The organism is Streptomyces amritsarensis (assembly GCF_001953875.1).
GTDB classification, from domain to species: domain Bacteria; phylum Actinomycetota; class Actinomycetes; order Streptomycetales; family Streptomycetaceae; genus Streptomyces; species Streptomyces amritsarensis.
Window position 1 is genome coordinate 34,955 of sequence record NZ_MQUR01000044.1, and the last position, 22,155, is coordinate 57,109.

The 22,155-nt window shown below is 72.4% G+C and carries 17 protein-coding genes and 3 pseudogenes; 9 read left to right on the forward strand and 11 right to left on the reverse strand.

The window, feature by feature from the left end:
- Window positions 1-51 precede the first annotated feature (51 nt).
- Window positions 52-2,034 (reverse strand): APC family permease, encoded by a 1,983-nt coding sequence (locus AVW11_RS19310; protein WP_060178743.1) that lies wholly within the window; start codon window positions 2,032-2,034, stop codon window positions 52-54.
- 805 nt (window positions 2,035-2,839) lie between these two features.
- On the opposite strand from AVW11_RS19310, the gene AVW11_RS19315 reads away from it, so the two are divergent.
- Together AVW11_RS19315 and AVW11_RS19320 are read left to right on the forward strand one after the other, a co-directional pair.
- A complete protein-coding gene (locus AVW11_RS19315) occupies window positions 2,840-4,210 on the forward strand; it encodes an NAD(P)/FAD-dependent oxidoreductase (RefSeq protein ID WP_076044923.1) in 1,371 nt (456 codons plus the stop codon).
- Between the two features lie 122 nt (window positions 4,211-4,332).
- Entirely contained in the window at window positions 4,333-4,656 is a 324-nt protein-coding gene (locus AVW11_RS19320; RefSeq protein WP_240528213.1) for an antibiotic biosynthesis monooxygenase family protein, read from the forward strand.
- A gap of 1,158 nt (window positions 4,657-5,814) precedes the next feature.
- Here AVW11_RS19320 and AVW11_RS19325 read toward each other — a convergent pair.
- From AVW11_RS19325 to AVW11_RS19350, 5 genes and pseudogenes are all read right to left on the reverse strand, one after another.
- Complete coding sequence (locus AVW11_RS19325) at window positions 5,815-6,246, reverse strand: subtilase-type protease inhibitor (protein ID WP_076044925.1); 432 nt, start codon at window positions 6,244-6,246, stop codon at window positions 5,815-5,817.
- Between the two features lie 356 nt (window positions 6,247-6,602).
- Entirely contained in the window at window positions 6,603-7,295 is a 693-nt protein-coding gene (locus AVW11_RS38485) for a hypothetical protein (RefSeq protein ID WP_240528214.1), read from the reverse strand.
- A gap of 195 nt (window positions 7,296-7,490) precedes the next feature.
- Window positions 7,491-7,986 (reverse strand): annotated as a pseudogene (locus tag AVW11_RS19340) (transposase); the annotation flags it as partial.
- A pseudogene (locus AVW11_RS39305) lies at window positions 7,893-8,372 on the reverse strand (transposase); the annotation flags it as partial. The pseudogenes AVW11_RS19340 and AVW11_RS39305, both read right to left, overlap by 94 nt.
- Before the next feature lie 258 nt (window positions 8,373-8,630).
- Complete coding sequence (locus AVW11_RS19350; RefSeq protein WP_476755988.1) at window positions 8,631-10,172, reverse strand: fused MFS/spermidine synthase; 1,542 nt, start codon at window positions 10,170-10,172, stop codon at window positions 8,631-8,633.
- A gap of 215 nt (window positions 10,173-10,387) precedes the next feature.
- Between AVW11_RS19350 and AVW11_RS19355 the strand changes: the two genes are divergently transcribed.
- From AVW11_RS19355 to tpg, 3 genes are read left to right on the forward strand one after another with little or no spacing between them, the layout of a single operon-like run.
- Window positions 10,388-10,774 carry a hypothetical protein gene (locus AVW11_RS19355; protein ID WP_060178621.1) on the forward strand — a complete coding sequence of 129 codons (387 nt, stop codon included), beginning with the start codon at window positions 10,388-10,390 and terminating at the stop codon, window positions 10,772-10,774.
- Window positions 10,775-10,797: 23 nt separating this feature from the next.
- Window positions 10,798-12,897 carry a telomere-associated protein Tap gene (gene tap, locus AVW11_RS19360; RefSeq protein WP_076044929.1) on the forward strand — a complete coding sequence of 700 codons (2,100 nt, stop codon included), beginning with the start codon at window positions 10,798-10,800 and terminating at the stop codon, window positions 12,895-12,897.
- Between the two features lie 58 nt (window positions 12,898-12,955).
- Entirely contained in the window at window positions 12,956-13,510 is a 555-nt protein-coding gene (gene tpg, locus AVW11_RS19365) for a telomere-protecting terminal protein Tpg (RefSeq protein WP_076044931.1), read from the forward strand.
- Between the two features lie 54 nt (window positions 13,511-13,564).
- Here the strand turns inward: tpg and AVW11_RS38490 are convergent.
- The 3 genes and pseudogenes from AVW11_RS38490 to AVW11_RS19380 all read right to left on the reverse strand — a co-directional run.
- A pseudogene (locus AVW11_RS38490) lies at window positions 13,565-13,678 on the reverse strand (ATP-binding protein); the annotation flags it as partial.
- Window positions 13,635-14,174 carry a 2'-5' RNA ligase family protein gene (locus AVW11_RS19375; RefSeq protein ID WP_076044933.1) on the reverse strand — a complete coding sequence of 180 codons (540 nt, stop codon included), beginning with the start codon at window positions 14,172-14,174 and terminating at the stop codon, window positions 13,635-13,637. The gene AVW11_RS19375 and the pseudogene AVW11_RS38490, both read right to left, overlap by 44 nt.
- A gap of 61 nt (window positions 14,175-14,235) precedes the next feature.
- The gene (locus AVW11_RS19380) at window positions 14,236-14,688 is read right to left on the reverse strand and encodes a pyridoxamine 5'-phosphate oxidase family protein (RefSeq protein WP_076044935.1); all 453 of its coding nucleotides are present in this window, start codon (window positions 14,686-14,688) and stop codon (window positions 14,236-14,238) included.
- Window positions 14,689-15,379: 691 nt separating this feature from the next.
- Here AVW11_RS19380 and AVW11_RS19385 point away from each other — a divergent pair.
- Together AVW11_RS19385 and AVW11_RS19390 are read left to right on the forward strand one after the other, a co-directional pair.
- The gene (locus AVW11_RS19385) at window positions 15,380-16,393 is read left to right on the forward strand and encodes an SPFH domain-containing protein (RefSeq protein WP_076044937.1); all 1,014 of its coding nucleotides are present in this window, start codon (window positions 15,380-15,382) and stop codon (window positions 16,391-16,393) included.
- Window positions 16,390-17,289 carry an inorganic polyphosphate kinase gene (locus tag AVW11_RS19390; RefSeq protein WP_030847898.1) on the forward strand — a complete coding sequence of 300 codons (900 nt, stop codon included), beginning with the start codon at window positions 16,390-16,392 and terminating at the stop codon, window positions 17,287-17,289. Before AVW11_RS19385 ends, AVW11_RS19390 begins: the two co-directional genes overlap by 4 nt.
- A 141-nt stretch (window positions 17,290-17,430) precedes the next feature.
- On the opposite strand, the gene AVW11_RS19395 is transcribed toward AVW11_RS19390, so the two are convergent.
- Together AVW11_RS19395 and AVW11_RS19400 are read right to left on the reverse strand one after the other, a co-directional pair.
- Window positions 17,431-17,913, reverse strand: coding sequence for a peroxiredoxin (locus AVW11_RS19395; RefSeq protein ID WP_076044939.1), 483 nt, complete (start codon window positions 17,911-17,913; stop codon window positions 17,431-17,433).
- 245 nt (window positions 17,914-18,158) lie between these two features.
- On the reverse strand, window positions 18,159-18,665 hold the full coding sequence (locus AVW11_RS19400) for a DUF2199 domain-containing protein (RefSeq protein WP_076044941.1): 507 nt from the start codon (window positions 18,663-18,665) through the stop codon (window positions 18,159-18,161).
- A 164-nt stretch (window positions 18,666-18,829) separates the two neighbouring features.
- Here AVW11_RS19400 and AVW11_RS19405 point away from each other — a divergent pair, with 164 nt between their 5' ends.
- Together AVW11_RS19405 and AVW11_RS19410 are read left to right on the forward strand one after the other, a co-directional pair.
- The gene (locus AVW11_RS19405) at window positions 18,830-20,266 is read left to right on the forward strand and encodes an SDR family NAD(P)-dependent oxidoreductase (protein WP_076044943.1); all 1,437 of its coding nucleotides are present in this window, start codon (window positions 18,830-18,832) and stop codon (window positions 20,264-20,266) included.
- 175 nt (window positions 20,267-20,441) lie between these two features.
- Window positions 20,442-22,055 carry a vWA domain-containing protein gene (locus tag AVW11_RS19410; RefSeq protein WP_079250687.1) on the forward strand — a complete coding sequence of 538 codons (1,614 nt, stop codon included), beginning with the start codon at window positions 20,442-20,444 and terminating at the stop codon, window positions 22,053-22,055.
- Window positions 22,056-22,155 lie beyond the last annotated feature (100 nt).

Here is a 22,155-nt window from a genome sequence, read left to right on the forward strand (position 1 = left end):
AGAAGGGGCGTTCGGCGGCGTGCACCGGCGGCGGCGCACGGCTGAAGGAGGTCAGCCTCCGACGTGGATGCCGGGGCGGCGTGCGGGGTCGGGTTCGTGGCTGCGGATGATCTCGCGGGTAACCGGAGCGGTGTCGCCGCGTCCCAGGAGGAAGTAGCGGACCATGTGCACGAGCGGGCTGCCCTCGGCCCAGGCGAAGTGGCAGTGCGGCTGGACGCCGGTGGCATCCCGCAGGGCCAGCAGGACGGCGGCGATGGCGTTCGGTGCGGCGGGCGCGGCTGCGCGGAGGATCCGGTGGCCGTCGACCTCGACTCCGTGGACGGTGAGGGTGTCACTGAAGTCCGAGGGGTCGACCACGTCGATCTCGAGGAAGATGACGTCGGCGCGGCCGGGGACCGGGTTGACGCCGCGTTGCTCGCGTTCCTTGTCGCGGTACTCGGCGACGTCGCCGGCCTGTCGGCGGTTGGCGATGATGTTGATCGCGTTGTCGTGGGCGAGGGTGTCGTCGATGAACCGGCGGGCGCCGGCGTCGAAGACGATGCGGTCGGCGCGCAGTTCGGTGGTGCGGGAGACGCGGGAGATCAGCGACACGACGATGATGCCCGCGATGAAGAACGCGGAGATGACGATGCCGTCGGGCTTGTCGATGATGTTGGCGATCAGGGCGTAGAGCAGGACCGCGGTGAGCAGGGCGAAGCCGATGGCCGTGGCCCGGCGGCGGCGGCGCGCGACGGAGACGGTGACGGCGAAGGCGCCGGAGACCATCATGGCGAGGATGCCGGTGGCGTAGGCGCCGGCCTGCTCGTCGACGTCGGCGTCGAAGGCGATCGTGATGAGGATGCACAGGAGTGTGTAGACGATCACGACCGGTCGGACGGCGCGTCCCCACTCGGGGGCCATGCCGTAGTCCGGCAGATAGCGGGGCACGATGTTGACCAGGCCCGCCATGGCGGAGGCTCCGGCGAACCACAGGATCAGGATGGTGCTGATGTCGTAGACGGTGCCGAACGCCTCGCCGACCTGCTCGTGGGCCAGCCACGCCAGGGCACGGCCGTTCGCGGCGCCACCCGGTTCGAACAACTCGTGCGGGATGAGCAGGGTGGTGACGAAACTCGCGGACAGCAGGTAGACGCTCATGACGAGTGCGGCGGTGGTCAGCAGCCTCCGGGTGTTGCGGATCCGCGACCGCAGCCGCTGCTCGGCATCGGCGCCCTCCGCGGCGACGAGCGGCATCATGCTCACGCCGGTCTCGAAGCCCGACAGGCCGAGCACCAGCAGCGGGAAGGCGAGCAGCGCCGGGCCCATGAGGTCGCCGAAGCCGCCTCCGCCTGCCACGAGGGCATCGGTCCACGCCGACCAGGCCCCGGGAGTGGTGAACACGTGGACCAGCCCGACACCGATGACGATCGCGTTCAGCGCGAGGAAGACCGCCACCAGAGGGATGGCCACGCTGACCGCCTCGCTGAACCCCAGCAGGAACACTCCGCCGAGTACGAGCAGCAGCACTACCGTCAGGGCAACCTCATGGCCGTGCAGGGCCGCGGGGAAGAAAGGATTCTCCACGACGTGCACGGACGCGTCCGCGGTGGACAGCGTGATGGTGATGATCCACGAGGTGGCCACGAAGCCGAGCAGGACCAGCACGAACAGCTTGCCCCACCAGAAGGGCAGCAGGTCCTCCAGCATCGCCACCGACCCGGCGCCGTGCGGGCTCTCCTTCGCGACCCGCCGGTACATCGGCAGCATTCCCAACAGCGTCAACGCCACGATCAGCAGCGTCGCCAGCGGTGAGACCGCCCCCGCGGCGAGAGCGGCGATCGCGGGTACGTAGGCCAGGCTGGAGAAGTAGTCGACACCGGTCAGGCACATCACCTTCCACCACGGGTGCGGCTGGGCATGCCCCTCGTCGGCCGCCGGCCCCACGGGCTGCACCTGGTGCCGCAGCATCCACTGCCCGAACCCGCCCGACGGCTGGGGCCGAAGGGCAGGGCTGTCCACCACCTCGGGCATACCCGTGTGATCCGCGTCCCTCATGTCCCCCATCAACCTCTCCGGCCTGCTCACACATCACGGCCACCAGCGCGGCGGCCTCACGGCGATCATCGAGTATGGGCCAGACGCCGACGCGGACCCGCACCGGACGCAGCAGCCGCCCTCACCCCTCTGCGCCCGTGCCCGGCGGCCCACCCACCGCCCCCGGCCGCCCACCCCGGCCTGAACAGGCCGCGCGGCAAAGGGAAAAGCGCTGTTCAACGCCATGCCGTTGCCCCCGTGCCCGCACCTGCCCGGAGGGGACCACAGCGCCTCCCACGGCCTCCCCGGCCGCGAAATCCATACGGATCCCTAACGCCGCCCCAGGGCGGACGGAACTCCCCGCGCAGGGCCACGACCCGCTGCCCGGCCAGGACCCGCTGCCCTGCCCGGATGACCCGCTGCCCGGCCTGCCCGGCCTGAGATCTTCCGCGAGGTGGTGGAACAGACGACCGCCACCCACTCGATGCGACCCTGCTCGCCGACGTTCCGCCGATACTCCATCGGGGTGGATTCCGGGGCCTGCTGTTGCGATCAGCAGGGGGCGAGCGGACCGTTGCCACCGGTCAGAGCCCGGATGAGTCCGGATCGGGTCCTCGACGAGGACGAGGTCCAACTCGGCCCGCCGGCGAGGCTCGAAGCGCCCGCGGCGGCGAGCCCACCGGAGATACGGGAGCGCCGGCGCGACACCGCCGCCGGTGCCGCGGCCCGGGCTCGCCCGCAGGAACCGGTCCCTCCTTGTGTGCATGCGACGGTCTGGCGGGGAAGGCGCACCGGGGACCTGTACACCCGAGGAGGGACGGACACCATGGCGCGACCGAGGATCGTGGTCGTCGGCGCAGGCTTCGCCGGCGTCGCCTGCGTACGCCGCCTGGAGCGGACGCTGTCACCGGGGGAGGCGGAGATCATGCTGGTCACTCCGTTCTCCTACCAGCTCTACCTGCCCCTGCTGCCACAGGTGGCCTCCGGGGTGCTGACCCCCCAGTCCGTGGCCGTGTCGCTGCGCCGCAGCCGCCGCCACCGGACCAGGATCGTGCCCGGCGGGGCCGTGGGCGTCGACACCCGGGCCAAGGTCTGCGTCATCCGGAAGATCACCGGGGAACTCGTGGACCAGCCGTACGACCATCTGGTGCTCGCACCAGGAAGCGTGACCCGCACCTTCGACATCCCCGGCCTGGCCGAGCACGGGCGCGGCATGAAGACGCTGGCCGAAGCGGCCTACCTGCGCGACCACGTGATCGCCCAGCTCGACCTGGCCGATGCCGCCGCACCGGGTTCGCCGGAGCGGGCCTCGCGGCTGGGCTTCGTCGTGGTGGGCGGCGGCTACGCGGGCACCGAGACCGCCGCGTCCCTGGAGCGGCTCACCGCCAACGCCGTCGGCCGCTACCCGCGCCTGGACCGGCGCGAGATCAGCTGGCACCTCGTCGACGTGGCCCCGAAACTGATGCCCGAGCTCGGCGACCGGCTGGGCCGGGCCGCCCTCGACGTGCTGCGCCGCCGCGGCATCGAGGTCTCCCTCGGCGTCTCCGTCGCCAAGGCGGGCCCGGAGGACGTCACCCTCACCGACGGGCGGGTACTGCCCTGCCGCACCCTTGTCTGGACGGCCGGCGTCGCCGCGAGCCCGCTCGTCGCCACGCTGGGCGCGGAAACCGCCAAGAGCGGCAGGCTCGTCGTCGCCGCGGACCTGCGGGTGCCGTCGGCGGACGGCGTGTTCGCGCTCGGTGACGCGGCCGCCGTGCCCGACCTCGCCGGCGACGCGGACGGCGCGGTGTGCCCGCCCACCGCGCAGCACGCCGAGCGCCAGGGCAAAGTCGCCGCCGACAACGTCGTGGCCGCGCTGCGGGGCACGCCGCTGCGTTCGTACGCCCACAAGGACCTCGGACTGGTGGTGGACCTCGGCGGCCGCGACGGTGTCTCCCGGCCGCTCGGCATCGGCCTGCGCGGCATGCCGGCGCAGGCCGTGGCCCGCGGCTACCACTGGGCGGCGTTGCGCACGGGCGCCGCCAAGACCCGGGTGCTGACGAACTGGCTCCTGAACGCCGTGGCCGGCGACGACTTCGTCCGTACCGGCTTCCAGACGTACAAGCCGGGGACGCTGAGGGATTTCGAGTACACGGACCAGTACCTCACCCCGGAGGAGGTACGGGCCCGCACGGCGGCCGCCGCCGGACGAAACTGACGTACGCGGGGCGTGATCCCGTTGCCGCCCGGACCCGCTGCCGCCGGATGCCCGTCGCCGCGGCTCACAAGAGGGGCGCAGGAGCATGGCGCCGCGTGTGCGTGCGTGACACCCTGGTGACCGTGATCATCAGGGTGAGTGAGGCACACGTACGTCCTGAACGGTTCGACGCGTTCCGCGACATGATCGTCTCAGCGGTGCGGGAGTTCCCAGCGCGCTATCCGGGGCTCGTGGACCACGAAGTGCTGCTCGCGCCGCCGGACTCGCTGCTCTACGTCAGCCGCTGGCGCAGCGAGGAGGACCTGGCCGACTACGCCGGCGAGCACTGGCGCAGCCGGCCCGTGGTCCTGCCGGGCGAGGACGAGTACCTCGTGGCGCCGCTTCAAGTACGGCACTTCACGCTCGGGTCCCTGGGCCCGGTGAACGCACCCCGATCGGACCGATAGCCAGGGGTGAGGCTGCCTCCGGACGAGACGGACCGGGGGAGGGCGGGCCGGCACCCCCGCTCGGGGGCTCGGCGTATCCCGTATCTACACGCTCGGGGACGGAGCCGGTGCCACCCGGGCAGCCGGGAAGCAGGCCCACAGCGCGACGCCGATGAAGACCACCTGCTCGGGAATCCGGAACCACAGCGGTGTCGCCGGTTCGCCGCCCAACGGGATGTGCTCGACGGCCGGGTGGCCTCCCGGATCAGTCCGGCGGCGCCGAGGAGTTCCAGGACGCCCGTCGCGTAGACCGCGAGACGGGGGAACGGCACGAACGGCGGGACCATCGCGGCCAGGTCGTCGTGGCCGGGCATGGGGCCGAGGTCGGACGGGACGAAATGGGCGCCCGCCGTGAATTCCAGCATGACCGCGAGGTCGCGCACCGTCCGACGCCGAAGGCGCCGAGCAGCCGGAACAGCACGCTGGGAACGGCGATGAGCATGAGTGTGCCGAGCACGAGAAGGGATCCCTTCGGTCGGGTCGCGTTCAGGCCGTGGTGAGCAACCGGCGGTCGCCGCACGCCGTCCGCCACGCCGTACACCTCAGGGCATGGGCGGGCATGGCGCATTGCCCTTCGGGGCGGGTGGGCGAGCGTCGCGGCGAAGAGCATGTGCACCGGCTCCGGCTCATCCGCACTTTGATCGGGATCCGCGGCCTGTCGGCCAATGCAACGAAGGAGATCTTGCACGCGATCACCACCGAACAGGACGATCTGCACCAGGTTTTCGGGATCGTGCTCGGCGTACGTCCGACCACCCGGGAGGGCGACGCGGGCGGCGCGGGCGCGCAGAGGCCCGAAGGGGAGCCCGGGGCCGATGTGGCGTCGGCATCGGACCCGGACCCGGACCCGGGCCCGGACCCGGAGCCGGCGGGCTTGGCCGAGGCGCGCATGCTGATCGCCGAGATGGGGTGGGACGTCTCCCCGGCCAACCCGGCGGCGGGTCGGCCGCGCCCTGAGGTCTGTGCGGCCGCAGCCCCCACCATCGAGCGCGGTCCCGTCGGCAGGAGGCCCCGGCCGGCCGGGGTCGGCCATGGCGCTGTTCCATGCCATGGCCGACCCCGTGGGACCGGGTGTCCGTGCCCGGCGATCCGCCGGCTCGGGCGGTCGGCTGTGCGGTGTCAGAACGCGTACACCGGATTCCCGTTCAGGGTCGCGGCCATCACGCACGTGTTGGAGAAGGTGTGCTTCCAGGCCACGCGCTTGCCGTGCAGGACGCCGTCCGCGGTGACCGTGACGGGGTCGAAGTGCATGGGGCAGGCCTGCGAGGTGTTCGGTGCCGCCAGCAGGCGGTTGAGTTCGCCGTCGGTGGCGTTGAGGGCGTCGCACGCGGCCCTCGGGGCGGGATGGGTGCCCTCGGCGGTGTAGCCGCAGGTGAGGGTGGACGCGCGCACGACGGTTTCCGCATCCGCGGGCTCGCCGGAACCCTGGATGACGGTGAAGACCATCGCGGAGGGGCCGTGCACCCCGGCGGGTTGCGCCTGCGCGAGACCCGTGGTGCCTGCAAGGCAGAGAAGACTGAGGGCGGATGTGGCGACGATGTGGTGACGCATGACAAGTTTCGCCTTCGATCCAAAGTTGACTGCGGTTCAGTACCTGTGATCTGACGTGGAACTGAAGACGAGCCTGGCAGGTTCCCAGGAGGGCCGCCAATTGGGCGTCGATTTACGGACACATCGTGCGAATAGCGGATCGCTGAGGGGTGTTCGCGCAGCTGGCGAGGTGGGTTCCCGGCTCCGCGCGGCCCAGCCGGCGGGGTGTTCCGCCCGCCGCGATATGTCCCATTCCTGGTGGCGGCGGTGCGCGGTTCGCCGAACCGGCTCACAGGGTGACGGGATGAAGGCGGTCCCGAGCCGGGCCCCGAGCCGGCCCGAGCGTCACCGTGGCCCACGAACGGCGTCGACGTCGTTCAGGACGCGTCATGGGTGCTGCGACCCGGCCCCGCGGGGTCGCACTGTAGTGGTCGGCCGAACGGCAGCGGCAGGTCGACGCGATGCTCGGCAGCCGATCGGTCATCGACGGATCCGTAGCGCAAGACGACATGCGCCGGCCGGAACGGCAGGTCGTTCAGGATGGGTGCCATAACAGCGAAGAGTGCGTCGGCGTCCGGTCCGTAGGCGTAGAGGACCACCTCGCCGCCTCCGTACTCGTTTCCGTCGAACTCGCCGACGCCGGCCTGCTCGATCGCCTCGGCCAGCAGGGACTGGGCCTGGCGGACGACCTCCCGTCGGCCTGGCTCGCCGAGGCCGTCATCGGCCAGTCGGTAGTGAGCGATGACGGCATGCTCAACGTCGTCCTCTGCTTCGTCCGTGTCGGCCACGCGGGAAACGATCCCATCCTGGACCGACATCTCGCCGGCCTGGCCCGTCCGGGACGCGCCCTTGAGCCTGTCTCTTGGATCCGTCCGTGAGATCGTCGTGCTCATGACCGAGTCTTGGGTGATCAATGACGACAGCCCTGTCCCTGTGTCGTCGGCGGGGGTGGTGGAGGCTCTTCGGTCGAGGATCGACAGCGGGCAGCTTGAGACGTGGCTGACCAGTTCGTCTGGACGGTTGCTGGCCTTCGTGACGAATGCCGAGCGAGCGATGGTGGTGCTGCTCAAAGGCGAGGGTGATCCCGGCGAGCACGCCGTGGCCCCCGGAACTGCGGGGTCGAGCGACGGGTTCGTCCTCTCCAACGGGCAGGGCGACGAGTATCAGGATGAGGACACCGTCCCCATCCGTGAGGCATTCAGGCTCGTGGAGCACATCGTTGGCACGGGCTCTTGGCCTGCGGACGCACGCTGGGTGGTCGATCGCTGAGCGGGGTATCGCCGTGCCCAGATGAGGATCGCGGCGACGTGGAGCGCGGCTTGGTAGGCGATGGCGAGCTTGTCGGTCCGCATGGCCAGGCCGCGCCACTGCTTGAGCCGGTTGATGCAGCGTCCGACTGAGTTGCGCTGCTTGTACGCCTCGGTGTCGAAGGCGGGCGGTCGGCCTCCGGCGCTGCCTCGCCGCAGCCGGTGACCGATCTGGTCGGAGGGTGGGGGATGACAGCGGGGATTCCGCGTTGGCGGACGTGACTTCGGATCGCGCGGGATGAGTACGCGAGGTCCGCGAGGACGGCATCGGGGCGGGTCCTTGGTCTTCCGGGGCCGCTTCGCGGAACGCGATGGCGGCCATGACGGTCTCGAAGGCCGGGGCGTCACCCGCCTGGCCTGCGGTGACGCGGAGGCCCAGGGGCCGTGCATGGGCGTCACATCGCCTGTAGGCCACTGCGCGATCAGCCAGGTCAGCGGGCTCGTGCCGTCCTCTGTCGGTTGGGGGCGGCGGCCGGCGAGCCGGACCCGCAGGAACACGAAGTGCGAGCTCATCGCCGCTTTCGAGCCCTTGCGCCAGGACAGGGTCCGGCCGCGGCCTGCGGCCAGCACGTGCTCGCGTAGGGAGACCGGGCGGGTGCGGTAGCGGGGCAGCGGCCGGGGGCCCAGGCCGCCGTAGGCCGGCTGGTGGGGTTCGGCGTCCTCGCCGTGGGCGGTGATCTCGGCTTTGACCTGTAGCACGTAGGCCCGGCCGCGGTTCTCCAGGCCGCGGCGGAAGTCGGCGTTGGCACCGTATCCGGTGTCCGCGACCAGGACGGCGGGCCGCAGACCGGTGGCGTCGAGTTCGTCGAGCATGTCCAGGGCGAGTTGCCACTTGGCCTTCTTGTTCGCGCGGTAGCTGGGGCTGTTCCTGATGACCTGGTGGCTGGTGTTGATCGGCCGGGACGGGGAGGAGTGGATACCAGTCGCTGGCCGCCCGGTTGCGGGTGGCGATCAGGGACCGGCCCTGCCGTACGCGGACCAGGTCGTAGAGGTCATCGGCCTGGGACGCTCCGAGTCGGCGCGCGGCGAAGTCGCGGGGACCTCACGGCCTGCCCGTACGGGGGCGGCCGAGGGGCTGGGTCCACGGGCCGGTCCCCGTCACTTGGGGGAAGAGCCGTAGGGCTGGAGGAGCTGGTCCACGGGCGCGTGGTCGTCGGTGAGGAGTCGAGCACCGCCGATCCACGAGGTGAGGTCGTCACCGCCGGTGATCTTCCAGCCGTTCTGGCGTGCGTCCAGCGCCGCCTGGGTCGCGCGGAGGTCGACCGGCCGGTCGGAGGCGAGGACTACCAGGTTGCCCCCCTCGGGAAGGGCGGCCGGGTCGAGGCCGATGTCAGACGGCTTGCCGACGACGGCGACGTGCCCGAAGGCCGCGCGGAGGGTGGCCACTTCGGCGCGTGCGAAGGCCAGACCGCCGTGATCGATGAGGTTGGCGACATACAGGCCGTCCGCGTTGAGCACCCGCCGTACGTCGGACATCGCCTCCACCGTGGTGAGGTGCCACGGCACGCTCACACCCCCGAAGGCGTCGCCGACGACGAGGTCACGACTGCCGGTCCCCAGACGGCGCAGGCCGAGCCTGCCGTCCTCGACGCGTACCGAGATTCCGCTCGCCGATCCCGCACCCAGCTGGTCGCGGTCGATGCGCACGACCCCGCCGTCGATCTCGGACACCAGGCTCTGCGTCCCGGGCCGGGTGGCCGCGAGGTAGCGGGGGAAGGTGAGACCGCCACCGCCCACGTGGTGGGCGGCCAAGGGCGCACCCTCGGGAAAGGCGGCATCGACCACCGACGCGATGGCCCGCACGTACTCGAACTGGAGGTGCGTCGGGTCGTCGATGTCGACGTAGGAGTGCCGCACGCCGTCCAGAACGAGCGTGCGACCACCGTCCCGATCGGGGTCCGTGACGACCCGCGCGCAGTGATACCTGGTCTCCGTGTCGCAGCCGCCCGGCGCGACGCCGGTGGCGAGGCCGCCGGCCACGACCGCGGCCATGAGGGCCGGGGTGCCGCTCCACCCGCGCGTGCGCCACTCGACCAGCGCCGAGCCGACCACCAGCAGCGTCCCCAAGCCGATCAGGATGCCGCTGACCGGCAACCGCGCGATGAGGACGAAACCGGTGAGGACCGTGCCCACGATGGCGCCGACGGTACCGACGCCGGACAGCCGGCCGACAACCGTCCCGGTCTCGGCGAGGTCGGTGAGACGCAGCTTCGTCACGATCGGCGTCACCGCCGAGAGCAGCGCGCCCGGTACGAGGATGGTCAGGGACGCGATCAGCAACAGCACCGCCGGTGCCCACTCCGCGGTGGTGCGCAGCACGGCAGGAGTGAGGGCCACAGCCGCTCCCGACACCCCGAGCGAGGGGCCGATGAGCCGGCGTGGATCGACCTGGTCGGCGATGCGCCCGCCCAGCCAGGAGCCGGCGGCGATCGCGGTCAGGGCGATGCCGATCACCATGGTGCTGGTCTCGAGGGTGAGGCCGAGGTAGGGAGCCAGCAGCCGCAGAGCGACGATCTCCACCACCAGGACCGCGGCCGACGACCCGAACACGAGCACGGCAGCGGTGCGGGGCCCCATCCCGCGGTTGCGGGGCGTGCCCTCGGCGACAGGCGAGGAGGACGATCCGGTCACGGGCGACATCCTTGCACGCGGCTGGTCGACAGCATGGCGAAAGGCACGAAAGGGCCGTTCCGACGCTCATGAGAACCACGGGCGCGCACAGGGCGCTCCGTTCCGGTCAGGGGATGTTCCGGGACGGAAGCGGCCTGCTGGAGCCCTGGGAGCCCAAGTGGTCCATGGGTGGCCAATGAAACAACGGAACGTTGTTTCATTGGCCACTGGAGTAGGATGACGTCATGTCGGACGACACCGAGACCACCGCCGGCCGTCGGCCTGCCACTCCCGCGGGCCGGCCGTCGGCCGATGGCGCTCTCGCCGAGGGCCTGCTGCGTGACGTCGCCTTCCTGGAGGGGCTGTTGGCAGGCACGGCGGGTGTCGGCGGTGGAGCAGGACGGTCCCGCGGTGCTTCGGACGAGGACGTTGCCGCTGCCCTGGGCGTGTTCGAGGGCATGCGTACGGCGCTCGACCGGCTGGAGGCGCACGTCGTCATCGAGGCCCGGCGGCGCGGGATGGAATGGCGGGAGATCGCCGGCCACCAGGGGATGAAGTCGTCCCAGGCCGCTTCGCAGCGTTACCAGCGCCTGGTGACCCGCCTCGAAGAGATCCGCCAGGGCATCCGGTAAGACCAGGCAGGAGACACCCCTTCATGAGCAGTCAGCCTTCCGACCCCCTCGCCGCGGTCGACGCCCTCCTCGCCGCCGTGGAAGCCGGCCACCTCCTCCCGGTGCCCGCGGAACGGGTCCGTCTGCGGGAAGCGGCCGGGCTGACCCAGGCCGCCGTCGCTCAGGCGCTCGGCGTGCGCATCCCCAGCATCCAGGCCTGGGAGGAAGGACGCGCCGAGCCGAAGCCCGAACGCCTCCAGGCCTACCGCCGTCTCCTCGAAGGCCTGGCCCAGCGCTACCCGGCCCCCGCCCCCACCCCGTCGCGGCCACAGGACACGCCTCCGGCCCCCACCGCGGACCCCGCCCTCCCGCCGACGCCGGCCACGGACACCATCGCGGCCGCCGGACGGCCCGCCCCCCACACCCCCCACACCCCCCGGCGTCACGCCGTGCGGCAGGCCGCCAAGCGCCCCACCACGACAGCCGATCCCCGGTTCCCGCACGGCCCGCTCGCCGTGCTGGACGGCGACGGCAGCGCGTACGGCGTCGACGGGATCGTGCTGGAGTGCCCCGCCACCACCCTCATCGAGTTGGTGGAGTGGACGCTGAAGGAATCCGGTCTGGGCGCCGCCCGCCTGAACCGCAACGGCAAGGACTCCGACCCGCTCATCGTGCTCACCGCCTCCGCCGCGGTGAAGCTCGGACTCCCGGAGCGGTTGGAGGGCCGTGAGGAGCGCCGCTCGCTGCGCCTGGCCGACGACCACCCGGTCGTGCAGCAGATCGGGAAGGCGAAGTGGCAGCTCACACAGCGCGGTTTCGGCCCCTGGCCGCGGATCTACCGCGCGGCGGACGGCAGCGCGCGGCAGTGCGTGCAGCTCGCGATTCTGTCCTGGGACGCCCTCGACACCCGCTCGTGGCCGGGCGTCGCCGCCATGCATCCGGCCGACATCGCCCGTGTCCTCGGCACCTACGCCCAGCGGGTCATCACCCCGCGCGGTTCCACCGCCGTGTCCGGCCTGGAGCTGATGACCGCTCTGCGCCCGCCCACGAAGGCCGTCCAGGAGAACGGGACGTGGGTGTCGGGCCACAACCCGGGCAGCCTCGGATCGCAGCCCCTCGCGCCGGCCCCGCCGGAGGCCATCGCCGAACACCCCGTGGTCGTGAACTCCGGCTGGAGCGGGGGGTTCCTGAGCGAGGAGGCCTACCAGTGGGTCCGCGACCCCGCCCTCCTCTCCGACGCGGAGTGCCTGCTGCCGTATGCGGTCGGCCTGGACCTGAACACCGCCTTCCTCGCCGCGGCCGCCCGCCTGACGGTGGGATTGTCCGGCCCCGACCACTTCCACCGGCCGGTGTTCAACAAGAAGATCCCCGGCTCCTGGCTGGCCGACCTCTCCGGCATCGACCTCGACCCGTGCCTGCCGTCGCCGTTCACCCCGGACGGCACCCGGCCGGCCGGCCCGGCGTGGTACCAGACCCACACGCTCGCCTACGCCCAGGAACTCGGGTACGACGTCCAGCCGTTCGAGGCCTACCTGCGCCGCGAGACCGGCGCGTACCTCGACCCGTGGCACGACCGGCTGAAGAGCGCCTACCTCGACACCCTCGCCGACCTCGGCGTCACCGCCGGCCTCACCGATGCCGACTTCCTCAAGGCCATGGAAGTTCACCAGCAGGCCGACCCGGCGATGGCCGCCGTCCTCGCGGCGATCAAGGCCACGGTCAAGGGCGGCATCGGCAAGCTCCGCGAACGCCCCCAGGGCCGCACCTACCGCGACGGCGACCCGTGGCCCGCGATGCAGCGCCCGACGTGGCGCCCCGACATCCGCGCCGCCGTCATCTCCAAGGCCCGCGTCAACATGCACCGCAAGCTCGCCAACATGGTGAAACTGACCGGCCTGTACCCCCTCGCGGTCCTCTCCGACTGCGTCGTCTACCCCAGCCCCGGTCCGTCGCCGCTGGACTTCCTCCCGTACGACGCTTCGGGCAAGCCGCTGATGGGCGGCTTCCGCCTCGGCGCGACCCCCGGCCTGGCCAAGCTGGAAGGGGTCCAGGAGATGTCGTGGGCGGTCGACCTGATGGAGAAGGGCCTCAACCCCGCCCGCCACATCAAGGGCGGTGACGCCGTCCTCGACGACGGCGAATAGTGCCGGCTGCCGGATCGAGCAGCATGACCAGGACCCCGCGCCGAGGAGCTGAACCGCTGTGGGAGAGATCGAGGACGCCATCGTCCGCGCCGACCAGGAGGGCTTCACCAGACAGCCGCCCAAGACCCTCAAGGGCAGGATCAACTTCCTGCTGAAGCGGCTGGGGACGACCAAGGCCGTCGCCGCGGAGCTGGGGGTCAGCCAGCGGTCGGTGGAGCGCTACCGCAAGGGCGACCGCAAGACCCCGCCCAAGACCGTCGCGGACCGCATCGAGGCGGCCGTACGCGCCCGCTGGCAGCCCGTGGTCCGCGGCCGCCGCCGCAAGGAGGCCGCCACCAGCACCGGGATCACGGTCGAGACCCGTGCCCGGTTCGGCTACACGGCCCCCGTCGGCACCACCGACGACGGCCGCGTACGCCGCCTCACCGTGCACCTCCCCGCCACCTACGCCCAGCGACTGTTCGACGCCCGCGTCCGGGGCGCCGACGACCGCGAGCTGCGCGGGATCGTCGCCGAGGGACTGCAGGAGGTCTACTTCAAGGACGGCGGCACCCGGGCCGACCAACTCCGGGTCGAGTTCACCGACATCGACTACTTCGACGTCTCCTTCTGACCTCCCCGCCGCCGCGACGCACCAGCATGCGCCACCGGCCGGCAGCCCGTCCTCTCAGCCCCTGACGGCCCCTGCGATCTGCCGGGCGGCCTGGGCGGGGGAGAGCTGCGTGGTATCGACGACCTCAGCCTCTGCGTGCAACCACGCCCGTGCCGCCGAGCGGCGCGGTGAACCGCGATCGCCAGCCTTCCCGCGTCAGCTCGACGAGCTGGACCGCCGCCGCACGGGTGCGCAGCGGTAGCAGGCTCCCGACCGCATCGCGAACGCGGGCGGCGGCCGCCGGGTCGTCTGCACCCAGGGCGACCGTCACATGCGCGGCGGGCCGCGCCCCGAAGCGGCCGCCGTACGGACGCAGGCCGGGCCACTGGCCGCGGAACACATCGACGAGCGGCTGGAGTTGCGGCACGGAGACGGCGATGAAGCCGGATGCCGTCACGATGTCCTCCAGCAGCAGGTCGGCGGCGGGAAAACGCGCTGCCAGGGAACGTACGTCCTCCTCGTCCTGACCATTCAGCGCCGACTGCGGCAGGAAGGGGTGGCAGAGCGAGACGTGCGCCGGCACCCCGGGACGCACCAGGGCCGGGTCGATGCGCCGCGCCGCATCGAGGAGCGGGTCGGCGTCGGGCAGAACGATGACGACGGCGGTGGTCCCTGGCTCTGGCATTCCGTCATCATCGCAGCTCAGGTGTGTGAGCGGCGCTGTCAGAGCAGAGCGCTGTGCGTCCTCAGCCCTGGGCGGAGACGTCCAGGGCGGTCCCGTACAGGCGGGTGACGCGCAGCAGGATGGTCACGCGCCGGTCCGGCAGGGGGTGCTCGCCGGGGGCCGCGCCGTCAGCCGGGTCCGCTATCTCGGCCTCTCCCTCGGCGACGGCGAACGACCATACGTCCGGGCCGCTGACGTGCAGTGAGGCATGCGGGTCCCGGCGCAGTTGGCGGACCTTGAGGCGGTCGGCGGTGGAGGAGACCCGGAGTACACGTTCCTCGGCGTTCCAGTCGTACAGGACCGTGGACAGGTGCGGGTGGCCGGTGCTCCTGACGCTGGCGAGTACGCCGAACTGCTGCCGGCTCAACAGTTGGGAGAGCTCCTGGTCGGTGAGTGCGCGGGGGGCCGGGCCGTCGTTCGGGGTGGTGGTGGCAGCGGCAGCGGTGGTGGTGACAGTGGCGGTGTGGTTGCTCATGGAGATCAGCCTCGGTGGTCGGAGTGGGTGGACTGGAGGGCGGTCAGGGCGGCTTGCGGAGTGCAGCGGACGCGGGCGGGCCCCCGCGGTCGACCCGACGCAACATAAGTACCGTAGCAGATAGTTTTGTTGCGGACGATCTCCGGAATCCGGCACCTGCGCGTGCGGAGGTATCCGGATGCGCGGACGGGCCTGCCCGGCCTTCGGTGGCCGGCCGGCGCGGGAAGCTCTCGCGGCGGCTCGGATCCACGGACTTCGACCGGCCTGCCGGTCCGGCGCCCGCCTTCCCAGCCTGACGGTCCTCGATCCGGTCCCCTGTGGCAACGGTGATGTCGCCTCCGGGTGTCTACCTGGCGAGGGTGGTGCCGGTCGAGGTCGCAGGCAGCGGGTGCGGGTCCCGTGGGGCGCGGCCATGGGGCGGCCCGACGTGCGTCCCGAGGTCGGCGCTGATGCGTACCCCCCCTGCACCCCCGGGGAAGGTGCCTGTGCACGCCCCTGCCAACGCCCCTGCGCCCGCCCCTGCGTACGCCGCTTTGCGGCGCCTGTGGGCGTCCCGGCCCGCGGCCGTGGTGGAGTGCGCGGTCACCCGCGTGGCGGCGCGAGGTCTTGCCGCCCGCTCTCTCTTTTCGTCCCCTTGACGATATCGCCGCGCTCCCTTATCGTCGCGTTGACGAAATGAAGGGGGTTCGCCATGGCCGACATCACCCGGCGCCTGGGCTGGCGCCATCTGCGCTCCGCGCCCACCACCCACATCCGCCACCACCGGCGCGGCCGACTCGTCCATGACGGGCGGGGGCTCAGTTTCTGGTACCGCTCGCTGTCGGCGGCGCTGTCCGAAGTGCCGGTCGACGACCGTGAGTTGGCCATGGCCTTCCACGCCCGCACGTCCGACTTCCAGGACGTCGCCGTGCAGGCCACCGTCACCTACCGGATCAGCGACCCGGCCGAAGCCGCGGCCCGACTCGACTTCTCCGTCGACCCGGACACCGGGGTCTGGCGCGGGGCGCCCCTGGAGCAGATCGCCACTCTCCTCACCGAGACCGCGCAGCAGCACGCGCTGGACGTACTGGCCCGGACCCCGCTGGCCGGCGCCCTCGTGGACGGCGTCGCCTCCGTGCGGACGAGCGTCGCCGCCGGTCTCGCCGCCGAGCCCAGGCTCCCCGCCACCGGCATCGACGTCGTGGCCGTGCGGGTCGTGGCGATCCGCCCCGAGGCCGAGGTGGAGCGTGCCCTGCGCACCCCGGCCCGCGAGCAGATCCAGCAGGAGGCGGACCGGGCCACCTACGAGCGGCGGGCCGTCGCCGTCGAGCGCGAGCGCGCCATCGCCGAGAACGAGCTGGCCAGTCAGATCGAACTGGCCAGGCGCGAGGAGCAGCTGATCGACCAGCGCGGCACCAACGCCCGCCGCGAAGCCGAGGAGAAGGCGGCTGCGGACGGCATCCGGACCGAGACGGAGGCGGCCCGCAAGGTCCGCCTGGCCCGCGCGGACGCCGAGGCGGAGCGTGAGACGGGGGCGGCGCGCGCCGAGGTCCAGGCAGCCTGGCTGCGTGTGCACGGCGAAGCCGGCACGGGCACGCTGCATGCCCTGGCGGCCACCCGGCTCGCCGAGAACCTGCCGCGCATCGAGAGCATCACGCTCTCGCCCGACGTCCTCACCGGGCTCTTCACCAGGCTCGGACGTCCGGAAGGCGGCGCGGGCGAGTGAGCCTGGCCCCGCGGGCGGTGCTGGTGCACCGCAGGACCGAGTACGAGGAACTGCTCGCCCGGCACGGGACGCACGGGCAGGCCGCGTTCTTCCTCTCCAGCCGAGGCCGGTCGATCGACGAGGTGCTCCGCCGTCACGAGCGCACGCGGCACGCGCTGCGGGAGGTGACGGCGGCGGTACCGCTCACCTGGCGCACCTCCCGGGTGGAGCGGGCGGACCTGGACCGCTTCCTGTTCGCCCCGGAGGACGTGGTGGTCGTGGTCGGCCAGGACGGCCTGGTCGCCAACACCGCGAAGTACCTGGACGGACAGCCCGTGGTGGGTATCGACACCGACCCCGGGCGCAACCCGGGGGTCCTGGTCCGTCACCGCTGCACCGACGCGGCCGCCCTGCTGCGCGCGGCGACCACCGCCGGGAGCGGGAGGGAGGAGCTGACCATGGTCGAGGCCGTCGCCGACGACACGCAGCGCCTCCTCGCCCTGAACGAGATCTACCTGGGCTCGCCCGCCCACCAGACGGCCCGCTACCGCCTGGGCTCCGACGGCGACGAGGACCCGGGCGAGGCCCAGGCGTCCTCCGGCGTGCTGGTGGGCACCGGCACGGGTGCCACCGGCTGGCTGCGTTCCCTGTGGCTGGAGCGCGGCAGCCCCGCGGAGCTGCCCGCGCCCTGCGAGCGGAGGCTCCTGTGGTTCGTGCGGGAGGCCTGGCCCTCACCCACATCCGGAACGACCAGGGTCGCCGGTGAGCTGGGGCGGGGACAGGGGTTGCAGCTGACCGTGGAGTCGGACCGGCTCGTGGTGTTCGGTGACGGGATGGAAGGCGACGCCCTGGAGCTGACCTGGGGCCAGAGCGTACGGCTGGGCATCGCCGGAACCTCGCTGCACCTCGTGACGTGACAACCCTGCCCGTCCGGCTGCCGTCGCCGCCGCCGCTCCACGGCCGCTTCAGGACGGGTACCCAGGCCGGCCGGGGGACCGCCCGGTGCTGGAGGGACGTCGGGACGTCCCCTCCGCCCCGCGGACGGCCGCCGCTGAGGCTCAGGCGGGCAGGGTGGCGAGCTGTGCGGCCAGGGTCGCGGCCGGCGGGAAGGTGGCCCCCACCGCCGTGACGTGCTTCCAATGGAGGCGGCCAGCCGCGTCGACGATGAACACCGAACGCCTCAGCCCGATGAGGGGCGCGGTGATACCGAAGGACCGCGCCACCTCCCGGTCCGCGTCGGACAGGAGCGGCATCCGCAACCGCCTCGACCGGGCGAACCGCTCGTGGCTGTCCACGTCCTGGGCGCTGATCCCCCACACCGCTGCCCCCGCCGACTGCAACTGCTCCAGTCCGTCGGAGTAGGAACACAACTGTGCGGTGCAGACCGGCGTGTCGTCGCCGGGGTAGAAGGCGAGGACCACAGGTTTTCCGCGCTGCTCGTGGAGGCTGTAGTCGCCGCGGTGGAACGTTTCTCCGTCGAGTTGTCCGCCGGGCAGGCGGAATTCGCCGAGAACGTCCCCGACCTTCGGGGTGCTGGGCATGCGCGTTCCTCCTGGGTTTGGCTTCGGCCACCGCACGTCTGAAGAGTTCTTCGGAGCGGACACTCGTGCGGATGGGAGGGTACCCGCCTCGTTCACCGACCGCGACGCATTCCCACAGCAGCTCCCCCCCCGCCCCCGCAGCTCCACCGAATCACTCGCTCGTGCGGTCATCGACATGGGGTGAAGGCAGCGGACCGGCGCTGACGGGCCCGCCCACGCAGCCGGACAGCGGCGAACGCGACCGGTCAACCCCGCGCCAGCACGTCCGCGATCTCCTCCACCCGGCTGGTCGTGATGCCCTCGCGTTGCTCGATCGCGAGGGGATGGTCGGTGGGCTCCACTTCGACCAGCGGGCGCAGACCGACAGCACGAGTGTGGACGTGCGTCTTGAGGTGGAGCGTGGAGTGCGGATAGACGGGCAGCTCGGTGGAGAGCCAACCGAAGTACGGGGGCTCCTGCTCGCGCGCCGGATCGTTCCACAGGCCGTGCGCCCGGGTGAAGTTCGCCTCGCTCAAGGAGACCCACACCCCCCACGCGAACGTGTCGCCGCTGTCGCGCACCGGTATCTCGATCAGGCCGTGCACGAAGAAGTGCCGGCCTTTGACCACGCATTGGTCGGCGGTCAGCTCGCTGTCGCGCCGCCGCGAGTACCGGGGCTTCCATACCGCCGGAGCCGGAGCGCCGTAGGACAGCGGCGGGCCGTCCCCGTGTTCTGTGCAGCACGCGCATGCGTGGTGGTGATCAGCAGCCATGCTGCTGAGCCTAACCAGGCGGCCGGCGACGCCTGCGGGCGCATGCCCCGAGGCGCAAACCGCCCTGCCCCGGCCCGGCGGTTGCCTTCCCGCGCCCCGGAGGGCCGGTGGACCGGGACGATGCGGCCGACCCCGAGAATGGGGCGGTGAATTCGAAGACGTGTATGGACAGCGAGTCCGTGGCGAAGCTGCTGGAACTCCTCGAGCAGGCCGCCGACCTGCCGGCGCAGGACACCCAGCGGCGCCGCATCGAAGGAGCCGCCAAGAACCTCCTCCGGCGCGGCCGGCGCGACCGCAGGGCCCAAGCACGCGTACACGACCGGGAGGTCGACGCCGCGCTCCTCGCCACCACGGCCACCGGAGCCCGCGACCGGATCACGGACACAGCCCTCACCGCCCCGACGCCCGGCCCGCGGCGGCTCACCGGAGCCGGACCCGACACCGGGCCGTCCGCGGACGTGCCGACACCCGCCGCACAGCGGCCGGCCGCCCTGGGCACCCTGCGCCGCGGCCAGCGCTGCTACGTCTGCAAAGACCACTACCGCGAAGTGCACCCCTTCTACCACCAGCTGTGCCTGCCGTGCGCCACCTCCAACCTCGATCAGCGCACAGCGCGCACCGACCTCACCGGACGCCGCGCCCGGTTGACCGGCGGCCGCGTCAAGATCGGCCACGAACTCGCCCTGATGCTGCTGCGTGACGGCGCCGACCTGACGGTCACCACCCGCTTCCCCCGCGACGCCGCCGCCCGCTTCGCCGCCGCCCCGGACCGCGACCGCTGGTGGAACCGACTGACCATCGCCGCGCTCGACCTGCGGGACCCACGTCAAGTCCTGGCCTTCACCGACCAGGAGCTGGCCCGCGCCCGCCCGCTGGACATCCTCGTCAACAACGCGGCGCAGACGCTGCGCCGCGCACCCGAGACCTACGCGGCCCTGGCCGCCGGCGAGACTGCCGGGCCGCCGCCCGCACGCCACTGGGTGGCCCCCGGCTTCGTCGTGCCCGGCAGTCCGAGCCCTGCCCTGACCGCAGGCGGCCCGCCGGCCCCGACCGTACCCGACATATCCTCGGGCATCGGCGCCGCTGTCGACGCGGCGGGACTGCTGCCCGACACCGCCCCGGCGAACTCGTGGACCCTCCAGCTCGGCCAGATCGATGCCGCGGAACTCATCGAGGTGCAACTCGTCAACGTGGTCGCCCCGTTCCTGCTGGCCGACCGACTGCTGCCGCTGATGGAGGCCTCGCCCCGACCGGCCCGCTACCTGATCAACGTCTCCGCGGTGGAGGGCCAGTTCGGCGCCCTCAACAAGTCGCCCGACCACCCGCACACCAACATGGCCAAGGCCGCCCTGAACATGCTCACCCGCACCAGCGCCACCGCTCTGGCCTCGCGCGGAATCCACTGCTGCTCCGTCGACACCGGCTGGGTCACGGACGAGAAGCCCGCAGCGGCCCGCGCCCGACACGCGGCGACGGGATGGAGGCCGCCGCTGGACGTCGTCGACGGTGCGGCACGTATCTACCACCCCATCCGCGAGGGTGAGGCGGGCCGGCCGCTGCACGCGGTGCTCCTCAAGGACTACCGCCCCGCCGCCTGGTAGCCGCCCACGCCTCCGGGGTTGTACTCCGCGACGTCATCGTGTCCCGATCTCCGCCAGAGCTTGACATTCCGCACGCCGTTGCCCGTTCGAGACGCGTTCGCAACACCTTCGTCGGTTCCAACTCCCCTTCCCGGACGTCACATTCGCAGACAGCGATCGTCCTAAGGGGGACACCATGACGTTGCGCAAGCCAGGCCGCGGCCGCAACCGCAACCGCAACCGCAACCGCAGCCGCCGCCCGGCGGGACCCGCCGTGCTCGCCGTCCTCGCCGCCGGGGCGGTGCTGCTCTCCGGGTGCAGCGCCTCCGGCAGCGGCTACGACCGCAGCGGCGGCACCTCCCACGACAGTGCTCGGCGCAGCCAGGGCGGCAACCCCGCCCCGGCCCAGAGCGGGCCCGGCACCGCCGACCGTGCCGACGCAGCGGCGCAGGGCGAGGACGACGGTCGCCGCACCGAGGCACCGCCCGCGGACTACCTCTCCACCTTCGCCCTCGACGTGGACACCGCGAGCTGGGGCTACGCCCGCCGGACCCTCGCCGACGGCAACCTCCCCGACCCCGCGACCGTCCGCCCGGAGGAGTTCGTCAACAGCTTCCGCCAGGACTACCGGCAGCCGGACGGCAACGGCTTCTCCGTGACCGTCGACGGCGCTCGCACCGACGCCGCGGACTGGTCCCTGATGCGCGTCGGACTCGCCACGCGGACCGGCACGGGCCACGACCGGCGCCCGCCCGCCGCCCTCACCTTCGTCGTCGACATCTCCGGTTCGATGGCCGAACCCGGCCGCCTCGACCTGGTCCGGAAGTCCCTGGACCTGATGACCGACCAGCTCCGCGGCGACGACTCGGTCGCCATCGTCGCCTTCAGCGGCGAGGCCGAGACCCGGCTCCCGATGACCCGCCTGGACGGCAACCGCAAGCGCGTGCACGACGCCGTCACCCGACTGCGCCCCACCGACTCCACCAACGTGGAGGCGGGCGTCACCCGCGGCTACGACACCGCCGTCGAAGGCCGCCGGGCCGGCGCCACCAACCGCGTCGTCCTGCTGTCCGACGCCCTCGCCAACACCGGCGCCACCTCGGCCGACGCCCTGCTGAAGCGGATCGACGGAGCCCGCCGCGACCACGGCATCACCCTCTTCGGGGTCGGCGTGGGCAGCGACTACAACGACTCGTTCATGGAACGGCTGGTCGACAAGGGCGACGGGCACACCGTCTACGTCTCCGACGAGGAAGAGGCCCGCAGGGTCTTCTGCGACGAGCTGCCCGCACAGGTCGAACTGCGAGCCCGCGACGCCAAGGCCCAGGTCTCCTTCGACCCGCGCAACGTCGAACGCTTCCGCCTGATCGGATACGACAACCGGCGCGTGGCCGACGACGCCTTCCGCGACGACTCCGTCGACGGCGGCGAGGTCGGCGCGGGCCACACGGTGACCGCGCTGTACGCGGTGCGGCTGAGGCCGGGCGCGTCCGGACACGTGGCCACCGCCACGGTCCGGTGGCTCGACCCCGAGGGCCGGGCCCCGCACGAGGAGTCCGGCCGGGTGGAGGCCTCCGCGCTGACCGGCGGAGGCTGGGAGCAGGCCGCGCCCCGCTTCCAGGTCACGGCCGCGGCGGCGTACCTGGCCTCGGCGCTGCGCGAGCGGGGAGGCGGCTGGGATCCGGTCCCGGGCGCGGTCGGCCTGGGCAGGCTGTCGGAGATCACCGCCCGACTGGCCGAGCGGACCGAGGACCCGGAGGTCCGGCAGCTGTCCGACGCGGTCCGGCAGGCCCGACGACTCGCGGGCTGAGCGCCCGCCCGGCACCGCCCGCCCGGCACCGCCCGCCCGGTACCGGGCGCCGATCCTGCGACCGAGCCGGCCGGCCCGCCGGCTCGGCCGCAGGCCCCCT